The sequence below is a fragment of the Frigoribacterium sp. MEB024 genome (assembly GCF_000878135.1).
Classification (GTDB): domain Bacteria; phylum Actinomycetota; class Actinomycetes; order Actinomycetales; family Microbacteriaceae; genus Frigoribacterium.
Window position 1 is genome coordinate 1 of the sequence record NZ_JXQZ01000052.1, and the last position, 11,181, is coordinate 11,181.

Consider the following 11,181-nt stretch of genomic DNA (forward strand, 5'->3'; position numbering starts at 1 on the left):
GCCGGCGTCGGCCGCGGACCCGACGGCGTGCCCGGGCCCCGGGTCGGGCGCGTGCCCGGCCCGTCCGCCCGCCTCATGCGCCGCCCACCCGTCGGCGTCGGGCGATCGCGATGAGCACGGGGGCGCCGACGGCCGCAGTGACGAGCCCCGCGGCCAGCTCGCCCGGGGGAGCGACCACGCGGCCGAGGACGTCCGCGAGCAGCAGCAGCACCGGCCCGAGCACGGCCGAGAGGGCGGTGGTCCACGGCTGGCTGGGCCCGACGACGCCGCGGGCGGCGTGCGCGACCATGAGCCCCACGAACGCGATGGGCCCGACCACCGCGGTCGCGCCTCCGGCCAGCAGGGTGACGACGACCAACGAGACGACGCGCACGGCCGGCACCGAGACGCCGACCGAGGCGGCGTGCTCGTCGCCGAGCGCGACGGCGTCGAGCGGGCGCGAGGCGATCAGGGCGACGACGACCCCGGCCGCGACGAAGGGCAGCACGGTGAGCACGGGTTCCCAGCCGCGGTCGGCGAGCGAGCCGACCTCCCACGCGCGGACGGCGTCGAAGCGACGGGGGTCGGCCAGCACGATCGACGAGGTGATGCCCGCGAGCACCGACCCGAGCGCGAGGCCGGCGAGGGTCAGGCGGCCGGGACCACCGCCTCCGCGTCCGGCGCCGCCGATCAGGGCGACGGCGACCGTCGCGACGCCGGCGCCGACGAACGAGAACCAGACCCAGCCGCTCGCCGAGGTCACCCCGGCGAAGCCCACCGCGAGGGCGACGGCGAAGGCGCTGCCCGAGGTGACGCCGAGGATGCCCGGGTCGGCCAGCGGGTTGCGCGTCACGGCCTGCACGACGGCCCCGGCGACCCCGAGCCCGGCGCCGGCCACGATCGCGGCGACCGTGCGCGGCAGGCGGAGGTCGAGCACGGCGGTGGCGTCGGCGGTGTCGCGGCTCGCGGCCCCGGTGAGGATGCGCAGCACGTCGTCGAAGGCGACCGGCCGCGCGCCGACGGCGAGTCCCAGCACGACGGCGAGGGCCAACAGGGCCAGGGCGGCCACGAGGGCGAGGAGGCGCGTGCGGGTTCGCCGGGAGCCTCGCGTCGGTCGCGGGGCACGGCCGACCGTGAGCGCTCGGGGCATCGCCATGATGATTAGCTTAGGCTACCCTCACTTGGAGTCCGGCCGGGCGGCGCACGTCGCCGCCCGGACCCGACCCCCGCACCCCACCTTCCGCCCGACACCACGTCACAGCACCGACGTCACAGCCCTGAGGAACACATGCGCAAGAAACTCTCGATCGCCGCCGCCGTCGCGGTCGCCACCCTCGCCCTGGCCGGCTGCTCGGCCGACACCGACTCCGACGACGCCGCCGGCGGTGCCTCGGGCGGGTCGGGCGCGTTCCCCGTCTCGATCGACACGAAGTTCGGCGAGGTCACCGTCGAGAAGAAGCCGACGCGCGTCGTCGCGCTCGGCTGGGGCGACGCCGAGGCGGCGCTCGCGCTGGGCGTGCAGCCCGTCGGGGCGTCGGACTGGCTGGCCTTCGGTGACGACGCCGACGGCGTCGGCCCGTGGGCGCAGGGTCTGTACGACCAGGCCCCCGAGATCATCGGCACCCTCGAGCCCTCCTACGAGGCCATCGCGGCCCTCGAGCCCGACGTCATCCTCGACACGAAGAGCTCGGGCGACCAGGAGCGCTACGACCGTCTGTCGAGCATCGCCCCGACCGTGGGCGTGCCCGAGGGAGGCGACAGCTACCTGACCGACTTCGAGGACCAGATGGAGCTCGTCTCGAAGGCACTCGGTGAAGAGGCCGAGGGCGAACGACTCGTCGACGAGAACGAGAAGGCCGTCGAGGCCGTCGCCGACGCCCACCCCGAGTGGAAGGGCAAGACGATCACCGCCGCCACGAAGACCAGCGAGGGCTGGGGCGCCTACGTCGAGGACAGCGAGCGGGTCGAGCAGCTCGAAGCGCTCGGCTTCGAGCAGAACCCCGCGATCTCGGCGCTGAAGCCGAACGCCGGCGGCTTCTCGGTGTCGATCTCGAGCGAGCAGCTCGACCAGATCGACGCCGACGTCATCGTGGCGTTCCCGATCTACATCGACACGACCGAGATCACCGACGACCCGCAGTGGAAGGCCCTGTCGGCCGTGCAGGACGGCCACGCCGTCGTCATCGACGGTGACGTCGCCGCCGCGTACTCGCTCGGCTCGGCGCTCTCGCGCCAGTACGCGCTCGACCAGCTGGTGCCGCTGCTCGAGGGCGCCACGAAGTAGTCGCCGCGCCCGCGGTCGGCATCGCGGCGAGCAGGACGGGCGGGTTCGTCCGATGCGGGCGTCGTCGGACGCCCGCATCGTACGGACCCGCCCGTTCCTGCGTGTTCCGCGGTGCCCGGGTGTGCCGGATCGCTGCAGAGGGTGAAAGATGTTCTGGTGACCCACGAGCTGCACGACCTGATGACCCCCGAGAAGAACGTCCAACGCATCATGTGGACCGGCACGATCTGGTTCGTCGCCGCGGTCGGCAGCGTGGCGGTGGCCCTGGGGCTGCTGCTCGCGACCGGCTGGCGTCCCGCCCTCCTCTCGGCCGGGCTGGCGACGCTGTTCTGGGTCGGTGCCGCGCTCGTCGCCCTGAGCGTCGGGCTCATCGGTTGGTCCGGCTGCCCGATCCTCGAGGTCGACGTCCCCACGGCCGACCGCAACAAGACCCGCACCATGCAGGCCGGCACGATGCTCTTCATCGTCGGCGGTGCCGCCGCACTACTCGCCGTCCTGCTCGGCCCCGCGAGCTGACGCCGGAGCCCGGCGGGCCGACGCCGACGCCCTGCGGGCCGACGCCCTCGGCCTCCGGGGGACACCTCACGACCGCCCGTCACTAGGGTGGCGCGAATGAGCGAACACGAACCCTCGACGACGGCCACCGCCCTGCCGGGCCCCGACTGGACCGAGCACGTCGTGTGGTGGCACGTGTACCCCCTGGGATTCGTCGGGGCGGACACGACGGGAGCGGACCGCTCGCCGGCACCGCGCCTCCTCGATCTCGTGCCGTGGCTCGACCACCTGCTGGCGCTCGGCGCCAACGGGCTCGCCCTCGGGCCGGTCTTCGCGTCGTCGACCCACGGCTACGACACCGTCGACTGGTTCACGATCGACCCGCGCCTCGGCACCGAGGACGACCTCGTCACCCTGATCGAGGCCGCCCACGCGAAGGGCGTCAAGGTCATGCTGGACGGCGTCTTCAACCACGTCGGCCCCGAGTTCCCCGCGCTGGTCGAGGCCCGTCGCGACCCCGACTCGAGCGCGGCCTCCCTGTTCCGGCGCGAGGCCGACGGCAGCCTGGGCACCTTCGAGGGGCACGGCGGGCTGATCGCCCTCGACCACTCGTCACCCGAGGTGGCCCGCACGGTGACCGACGTCCTGATCCACTGGGCCGACCGCGGCGCCGACGCCTGGCGCCTCGACGCCGCCTACTCGGTGCCCTCGCAGTTCTGGGCGACCGTGCTGCCGCCGCTGCGTGAACGGCACCCCGACGTATACGTCGTGGGCGAGGTGCTGCACGGGGACTACGCGGCGGCCGTCCGTGACGGAGGCCTCGACTCGGTCACCCAGTACGAGCTGTGGCAGGGCGTCTGGCACGCCCTCGCCGAGGTCAACCTGTTCGAGCTCGAGTGGGCGCTGCAGCGTCACGACGGGTTCCTCGACGACTTCGTGCCGCTGACCTTCGTCGGCAACCACGACGTCACGCGCATCGCCAGCCAGATCGACGACGAGCGCCACCACGACCACGCGATCGTCCTGCTCTTCACCCTCGGCGGCACGCCCTCGGTCTACTACGGGGACGAGTTCGGCCTGCGGGCCGTCAAGGAGGCGCGGGTCGGCGGCGACGACGCGGTGCGTCCCGCGTTCCCCTCGACGCCTGCCGAGGCTCCGGGTGCCGGCGTCCCGGACGCCCTCCCCGAGGTCCTCGCCCTGCACCAGGAACTGATCGGCGTGCGACGTCGGCACCCGTGGCTGCACACCGCCCGCAGCCGCACCGTGTCGGTCGCGAACGAGTCGCTCGTGCTCGAGGTCACGGGCGTCGGGGCGGGCGAGGCGCTCGTCGTCGCGCTGAACCTCGGCGACGACGAGCTGCGCGTGGCCGACCCCGCGCCGGGTGGGTGGTTGGCCGGTCGGGACGCGGGCCTCGACGGCGACGTGCTGTCGGTGGGGCCGCACGGCTGGGCGGTCGTCGCCCGCGCCTGACCCGGCGCGCGCCTCCCGGGGTCGCCGGTCGAGGTCGTCCGACGCTCGTGGGCATCCCCTGGGAGTCGCGACGAACCCGGCCGGGCCGTCGCTACCGTGCCACGCATGGCTAAGACACGAGAGCTACTCATGACCTCGACCCTCGCCGTCGGTGCGCTGGTCGCCGCCACCGGATGCACGTCCGACCCCGCCGTGACGGCTCCGACCGCCGCGGCCACCGGCGCTCCGAGCGCCCCGGCGACGACCGCGACCCCGGCCGGTTCCGAACAGGACTCGGCCGAGCAGGCGATCGTCGTGCGCTACCTCGAGGCGATCTCGGGCGGAGACACGGCGGCGGCCTGGGCCCTGCTGACCCCCGAGGCGCAGCAGTTCTACGGCGCCGAGCGGACCTTCGCCGAGTACTCGCCGGTGGACGGCACGGTGACGCCCGACGAGGCGTCGGCCCTGGTCGACGCCGACCTGACCGTGGCCGAGGGGCCCGAGGGCGCCTTCACGCTGGTGAGCGCCACGACCGACGACCTCGCCGACGCCTGGATCGTGCGCGAGACGGCCGACGGCCTGCGCGTCGACGACGCCGGCGTGCCGCCGACCGGCGACTCGCTCTACGAATGGGACAACCCGGCCGCCGGCGCCGAGGACCAGACCGCAGGAGGCGCGGTGTACGACACCACGGCCCCCGCGTCGATCTCGTTCGCCAGCCCGCTGAGCCAGGACCAGACCGAGCCGAGCGTCGTCGGCTACCCCGACACGCTGTGGGTCTTCCTCGACGGGAAGCAGCTGCCGTCGATCCAGGCCGTGTCGGCCGGCTCGGGCAAGCGCTTCACGACCGAGATCGGCGAGTCCGGCGGGGCCGGCCGCGGCCTCACCGTCGTGTGGCAGACGGGTGCCGACTCGCTCGGCTGGCGCAGCAGCACCGTCGTGCTCTGAGGTCCGAGGTCGGGGCCAGGGGCTCGAGGCTGGTGCCTCGGGGCTCGTGCCTCAGGGCTCGTGACGACTGGCCGCACGTCGTCCTCGTCGCCCCATGAACCCGGTTTCGAACGATGAACCCGGAAGCTCGTGGGTTCATCGTTCGAAACCGGGTGCACGGGCGTGCGGCGGCCGCGCCGCCGCGGGCCACGGACGATCACGCGGCGGGCAGTCACGCGGCGGGCGGCCGTGCCCGGATCAGCGGCGGCGCAGCAGCGCCATCGCCTCGAGGTGCGGCGTCTGCGGGAACATGTCGAATACGCGCGCGGCGACCACGTCGAACGACGGCATCGCGTCGAGGTCGCTCGCCAGGGTGACGGGGTTGCAGCTCGAGTAGACGACGTGCTCGACGTCCGACCCCTCGAGCCAGCCGGCCAGCGTGGCGCCGATGCCGCGTCGCGGCGGGTTGACGATGACCAGCTCGGGAGGCGCGGTGCCGGCCCCTGCGGACCCCGGCTCCGCCGACGCGGATGCGGCCGCGGTCGTCGCGAACCGGGTCGCGTCGTACGCCGCGAAGCGTACGTGCTCGAGGCCTGCACGACGGGCGCTGCCCCGGGCGCTGGCCACCGCCTCCTCGCTGGTCTCGATGCCGACGACCTCGCGGTGAGCGTGCCGACTCGTGCGGCCGGCGCCCGGGCGCGCGACGTGCAGGGCGAAGCCTCCGACGCCGCAGTAGAGGTCCCACACCGTGGCCGGGTCGATCGCGTCGACCCACTCGGCGGCCTGCGCGTAGAGCCCGGCCGCGATCGCGGTGTTCGTCTGGAAGAAGCTCTGGGGGCGCAGCTCGAGGTCGACCTCGCCGAGCTGCATGGTGAGCGTCTCGCGGTCGGTCAGCACGATCTCGTCGGTGCCCTCGAGCACGGCCTTGTGCTCGGGCAGCAGGTTGACCGACACGACCGCGACCCGGGGCAGGGCCTCGAGCAGCCAGGGCAGCTCGGCCCGCAGCCGCGGCAGGGCCTGCTCGCTGCGCAGCACGAAGCGCACCATCAACTCGCCAGAGGGCGACTCGGTCACGTGCACGTACTTCGCCTCGCCGCGGCGCTTCGGCACGTCGTACGGCAGGAGGCGCGCCCGGGTCACGAACGCCGCCAGCGTCGGCAGCGCCTCCTGGATGCCCGTCGTGTGCAGCCCGCAGCCACGCAGGTCGACACCCTGCCCGCGGCCGTCGAGGATGCCGAGCGTCGGTTCGTCGATCGTGCCGCCGACGACCATCTTCGCCTTGTTGCGGAACCCCGACTCGGGGCCGGTCAGCGTCGGCAGCCAGGCCGCGGGGGCGTGGCGCTCGCCGAGGAGGTCGCGGACGCGCACCTCTTTCTCGGCGACCTGCACCGGGTAGGGGCGGTCGAGGAGCGTGCACGAACGGCACAGCCCCGCGTCGAAGTAGTCGCACTGCATGGCGGGCCGAGTCTAGGCGAGGGGCGGGGGGTGGCGACCCGCGCCTCCTCGGCCGGGTGCGGCCGGGGGCGGCCGGGTCAGAGCTGGGTGATGCCGCGCACGAGGGCGAGGGCGCTGCCGACGGCCGCGAGCGTCAGGACGAGGATGCGGCCGACCCGGGCCGGCACGACCTTGCTGAGGTGGTGCCCGACGAACGCGCCGACGAACAGCAGGCCGAGCGCTCCCGCCCACACGGGGACCGGCTCGGTGGGGATGCCCTTCGTCAGCACCGAGGTCAGGTTGACCGCCAGCAGGAACACCTGGCCGGTGCCGACGAAGACCTCCCGGGGCCACCGGTCGCTCGTCGCGTGCACCGTCAGCGCCGGGCCGCCGACGCCGGCGGTCACGTTCATGAAGCCGCCGAGCGCGCCCGCGGCCACGGCGCCGACCCGGCCGGGCAGGAGGCGCGCGCGGCTCGAGAACGCCATCACCAGCACTCCGACCAGGGCCAGGGCGCCCACCGCGATGGTCAGCGGACCGGTCGGGGCGGTCTGCACGACCCACGCGCCGATCGGGATCGTCACGAGCGCGGGCAGGACGAGGAGGGCCGCCGTCCGCCACCGCACCGTCCGCCAGGTGCTCGCCAGCACGACCAGCGCGAGCACGGCGGCGAGGGCGTTGCCGACCGAGACGCCGGCCTCGGGGCCGAGGACCACGACGAGCAGGGGTGCGGCCGTGAGCGCGAAGCCGATGCCCGCCATGCGTTGCGTCAGGGCGCCGACCACGATGGCCGCGGCGGCGAGGGCGAGCGTCAGCGGGGTCACGCCGTCACGCTACCGGGCGTGGGTGCGGGGCGGGCGTGGCAGGGCAGCGCCGCTGTTTGCAACCGGCGGGTACTACGCCAGGAGATGGGCACGGCGCCAGGACTAGTCGTGGCGCGGTGTCCATCTCGTGGTGTTGTGCGGCGTCAGTAGGGTGGCGGCATGACCGACTCGTCGAAGACCGTCCAGTTGCGCCGCTACGAGCTCGTCGAGGGGGTGCTCGACGACTTCGTCGCCTGGTTCACCTCGACGCTGATCCCCGCCCGGCTGTCCGAGGGCTTCGAGATCGAGTTCGCCTACGCCGACCGTGACGCGAACCAGTTCGTCTGGGCCGTCAGCGCCCCGGGGGACGCCGCGCGGTTCGCCGAGGTCGAGGCCGCCTACCTGCAGTCCGAGGCGCGCGCCGCGGCGTTCGCCGGCCAGCCCGTGCGGGTGGCGACGCAGCACGTCACGCTCGTCGAGCCCGTCGCCTGACCGCCCCGCCCCTGCGACACCGCCGAGTGGACAGGACACCGCCGAACGCCGCGGTGTCGTGTCCACTCGGCGATGCCTCGTCAGCACGGCCGACGTCGGCGCGGTGACGGCTCCGGGCAGGCCCGACTAGAGGGCGTCGACGAACATCTGGGTCGCGAGCGGCACGTTCGTGGCGTTCGACGACGGGTCCCAGCCGACGACCGCGACGGCGTCGCCGCCGACGCGGGCGGTCAGGCCGACCAGGGTGAAGCTGCCGCCGCCGACGGTGCCCGTGACGCGCCAGCCGAGCGACTCGTCGGTGCCCGTGAGGGTCGGCTCGGTGGTCTCGACCGTGGTCTGCACGGGCTGGCCCTGCATCGTGAAGAGGGCGGTGCCGTCCGCGCAGCGGGTCAGGGCGTCGGACGCCTCGGCGACCAGGGCCGAAGCCGCGTCGTCGTCACCCGTGCTCGCGACGACGGTGGTCATCGAGCGGTCGTTGCTCGTGCCGAACTCGAGCGCGCCGTCGGGGACGGCGTCGTCCCAGCCGACGCCGAACGGGGCGAGGCAGCTCGGGTCGCTCGCGGTCAACCCCGGGTAGACCGAGTCGAGCAGCTGGTCGGTCGTGTCGAACTCGTCGGGCACGAACTGGATGCCCGTGAAGACGGACGCCAGTTCGGCGTCCGAGAGGGCGGCCGAGGAGGCGTCGGCGGTCGCCGTGGCCGACGGGCTCGCCGCGGTGGTGGCGCTCGGCGTCGTGGTCGGCTCGTCGCCGGCACCCCCTGAGCACCCGGTCAGCAGCAACACGAGAGCGGCGGCCCCGACGGGCAGCGTGGTCCTGATCGACATGTCGTCCCCTCCGTCCGGGCACCCCCGTGGCCCCGCGACGCCCCGAGGCTATCAGCGGGTCGTGGCGTCGTGAGGCTCGTCCCGGGCTCCGGGGTCGGCGCGCGCGTGCTGTTCGAGACGGACGTTCGCGGCGGTCGCGGCCGCGGTCATCCGCGAGAGGAAGTCCAGGACGACCCGCGCCTCCTCGGCCGTGGTGGCCTTGAGGGCGCCGGCGATCTCGGCGCCGGAGAACGCCAGGAACCGACCGCTCTCGGCCCGGGCGCCGTCGGTGGGACGGAGGGTCACCCGTCGCCGGTCGCTGCTCTCGCGGTGCCGACCGACGTGCCCTGCCGCCTCGAGCCGGTCGATCAACACCGTCGTTGCGCCCGAGGTCATGCCGATCCGTCGCGAGAGCCGAGCAGGCGAGAGCGGTTCGCCGGCCTGCTCGGCCCAGACGATCTGGCCGAGGGCGTTGGCGTCCGACCCGGGCAGGCGCATCCAGGACGACAGATGGCGGGTGAGCTCGTCGAAGGTGACGGCCCAGTCCCGCAAGCCGTGCATCACGGCGACCTCACCATCGGACCATTCCGCGCTCAACGGGTCGATCTCGTCCATGCCTCAACCTTTACTGTGTAGTAGCTTTACTGTAAAGCACGGAGGTGCGGCGAGCGATCGCGAGCACGTCACCTCCCCGACGAGGACGGACGAGGGACGACATGACCGCACCGCACGCAGTGATCTCCGGAGCCAGCATCGCAGGACTCTCGGCCGCCTGGTGGCTGCGCCGGACCGGTTGGGCCGTGACGGTCGTCGAACGGGCGCCGGCCTTCCGCGACGGCGGCCAGAACGTCGACGTCCGTGGCGTCGCGCGCGAGGTCCTCGACCGCATGGGACTCGTCGAGGCGGTCCGGCGCGTCAACACGACCGAGACGGGCGCCGTGCTCGTCGACCGGGACGGCGCGGTCACCGCAGAGCTGCCGTCCGACGGTGCGGACGGCGCCACCGCCGAGCTCGAGGTGCTGCGCGGCGACCTCGCTCGGACGATCCTCGACGCACTTCCGGACGGGGTGCAGTTCGTCTACGGCGAGACCGTCGAGGACGTCGACGACACGGACGGCGGTCTGGCCCCGGGGCGGGTGACCATCCGGACGAGCACCGGCCGCGTGCTGCACGCGGACCTGCTCGTCGTGGCCGAGGGCGTCCGCTCGCGGACCCGCGACCGTCTCTTCGCGGGCGCCGGAGCCGTCGACACGCGCGACCTCGGCGTGACCATGGCGTTCGGGACGATCCCCCGCACACCGTCGGACGACGACCGGTGGCGCTGGTACAACGCCGTGGGCGGCCGCCAGGTGCACCTGCGGCCCGATCCGTACGGAACCACCCGCGCGATCCTCGCCTACGCGGGCGACGACGACCTGGCGGGCCGGGACCGGGACGAGACCCAGGCGCGGCTCCGGCAGCGCTATGCCGACGCGGGCTGGCAGACACAGCGCGTGCTCGACGGATTCGCATCGTCCGACGACGTCTACGTGGACGAGTTGACGCAGATCCGCATGCCGAAGTGGCGTCGGGGACGCGTCTGCGTCGTCGGTGACGCGGCCTGGTGCGTCACTCCCATGGGCGGGGGAGGCGCGTCGTTGGCCCTCACGAGCGGTTACGTGCTCGCGGCCTCGCTGTCACGGGTGGACACCGCCTCGGGGCCGATCGACCGGGCCGGGCTCGACGCGGCGCTCGGGGCCTTCGACGAGTGGATGCGGCCCCTGGTCGACAAGATCCAGGGCATCCCGAAAGGCATCGTGCGCTTCGCCTACCCACGCACCCGACTCGGGCTGGCCGCCCGGGGCGTCGCCGACAAGGTCCTCACCTCGGCGCTCGCCAAGCCCCTCGCCGCGAGGCTCACCCGCGTCGCCGACAGCGACCGTCCCCTACCCGAGCTGGCTGCGGGCGCATCGGCGTCGTCGGCCCGGGCTGCCGACGGGAGGGGTGCCCCGGACCGCCCGGCTCAGGGCAGCAGGCCCGAGCGGTAGGCCCAGACGACGGTCTGCAGGCGGTCTCGGGTGCCGAGCTTGGTCGTGATGCGGGTGAGGTGTGACTTGACCGTGCTCGTCTCGACCACCAGGCGCTCGCCGATCTCGTCGTTCGACAGCCCTTCGCCGAGCAGGCGGACGAGCTCGCGCTCGCGCTCCGTCAGGACGTCGGGCGACGGTTCGACCGCCGACGTCCGCCGGCGCCGCGTGAACTCGGCGATCACCCGCCTCGTGGTGGCGCCGTCGATCGCCGCGCGGCCCGAGGCCAGGGCGCGGACGGCACCGACGAACTCGTCGGGCTCGACGTCCTTGAGCACGAACCCGCTCGCGCCCGCCTCGAGGGCACCGAACACGTACTCGTCGAGGTCGAAGGTCGTGGCGACGAGGACCGCGGGGGTGCTCGCCGACCCGACCCGCGCCTCCTGCCCGTCGACGGCACCGCCGCCGAGGGCCGGGCCGCCGCCGAGGGGCGCTGACGAGCCGAGGC

At 73.9% G+C, this 11,181-nt stretch carries 12 protein-coding genes; 6 read left to right on the forward strand and 6 right to left on the reverse strand.

Translation table 11 applies throughout. The annotated features are described in order from the left end of the window. Positions 1–73: 73 nt before the first annotated feature. Positions 74–1,135 (reverse strand): iron ABC transporter permease, encoded by a 1,062-nt coding sequence (locus SZ60_RS11105; RefSeq protein WP_043595966.1) that lies wholly within the window; start codon positions 1,133–1,135, stop codon positions 74–76. Positions 1,136–1,267: 132 nt separating this feature from the next. Between SZ60_RS11105 and SZ60_RS11110 the strand changes: the two genes are divergently transcribed. The 4 genes from SZ60_RS11110 to SZ60_RS11125 all read left to right on the forward strand — a co-directional run bounded on the left by SZ60_RS11110 (position 1,268) and on the right by SZ60_RS11125 (position 5,155). Beyond that, on the forward strand, positions 1,268–2,263 hold the full coding sequence (locus SZ60_RS11110; RefSeq protein ID WP_043595967.1) for an iron-siderophore ABC transporter substrate-binding protein: 996 nt from the start codon (positions 1,268–1,270) through the stop codon (positions 2,261–2,263). A 156-nt stretch (positions 2,264–2,419) separates the two neighbouring features. Then, positions 2,420–2,779, forward strand: a complete 360-nt coding sequence (locus tag SZ60_RS11115) for a hypothetical protein (RefSeq protein ID WP_043595969.1) — start codon at positions 2,420–2,422, stop codon at positions 2,777–2,779. Between the two features lie 96 nt (positions 2,780–2,875). After that, the gene (locus SZ60_RS11120) at positions 2,876–4,228 is read left to right on the forward strand and encodes an alpha-amylase family glycosyl hydrolase (protein ID WP_043595970.1); all 1,353 of its coding nucleotides are present in this window, start codon (positions 2,876–2,878) and stop codon (positions 4,226–4,228) included. Positions 4,229–4,333: 105 nt separating this feature from the next. Next, positions 4,334–5,155, forward strand: coding sequence for a hypothetical protein (locus SZ60_RS11125; protein ID WP_156155589.1), 822 nt, complete (start codon positions 4,334–4,336; stop codon positions 5,153–5,155). A gap of 237 nt (positions 5,156–5,392) precedes the next feature. On the opposite strand, the gene rlmC is transcribed toward SZ60_RS11125, so the two are convergent. Together rlmC and SZ60_RS11135 are read right to left on the reverse strand one after the other, a co-directional pair. Next, the gene (rlmC, locus tag SZ60_RS11130) at positions 5,393–6,589 is read right to left on the reverse strand and encodes a 23S rRNA (uracil(747)-C(5))-methyltransferase RlmC (protein WP_043595972.1); all 1,197 of its coding nucleotides are present in this window, start codon (positions 6,587–6,589) and stop codon (positions 5,393–5,395) included. Between the two features lie 77 nt (positions 6,590–6,666). Next, entirely contained in the window at positions 6,667–7,392 is a 726-nt protein-coding gene (locus SZ60_RS11135; protein WP_052505341.1) for a sulfite exporter TauE/SafE family protein, read from the reverse strand. A 159-nt stretch (positions 7,393–7,551) separates the two neighbouring features. On the opposite strand from SZ60_RS11135, the gene SZ60_RS11140 reads away from it, so the two are divergent. Next, entirely contained in the window at positions 7,552–7,863 is a 312-nt protein-coding gene (locus tag SZ60_RS11140; protein ID WP_043595973.1) for a hypothetical protein, read from the forward strand. Positions 7,864–7,989: 126 nt separating this feature from the next. Here the strand turns inward: SZ60_RS11140 and SZ60_RS11145 are convergent, their stop codons facing one another. Together SZ60_RS11145 and SZ60_RS11150 are read right to left on the reverse strand one after the other, a co-directional pair. Next, positions 7,990–8,688, reverse strand: a complete 699-nt coding sequence (locus tag SZ60_RS11145) for a hypothetical protein (protein WP_043595975.1) — start codon at positions 8,686–8,688, stop codon at positions 7,990–7,992. A gap of 51 nt (positions 8,689–8,739) precedes the next feature. Next, a complete protein-coding gene (locus SZ60_RS11150) occupies positions 8,740–9,282 on the reverse strand; it encodes a MarR family winged helix-turn-helix transcriptional regulator (protein ID WP_052505342.1) in 543 nt (180 codons plus the stop codon). A 101-nt stretch (positions 9,283–9,383) separates the two neighbouring features. Between SZ60_RS11150 and SZ60_RS11155 the strand changes: the two genes are divergently transcribed. After that, positions 9,384–10,694 carry an FAD-dependent monooxygenase gene (locus SZ60_RS11155; RefSeq protein WP_043595976.1) on the forward strand — a complete coding sequence of 437 codons (1,311 nt, stop codon included), beginning with the start codon at positions 9,384–9,386 and terminating at the stop codon, positions 10,692–10,694. Here the strand turns inward: SZ60_RS11155 and SZ60_RS11160 are convergent. Next, the coding region (locus SZ60_RS11160; RefSeq protein WP_082060074.1) for a response regulator transcription factor at positions 10,670–11,181 on the reverse strand (512 nt) is incomplete at its 5' end. The two genes, SZ60_RS11155 and SZ60_RS11160, sit on opposite strands and share 25 nt — an antisense overlap.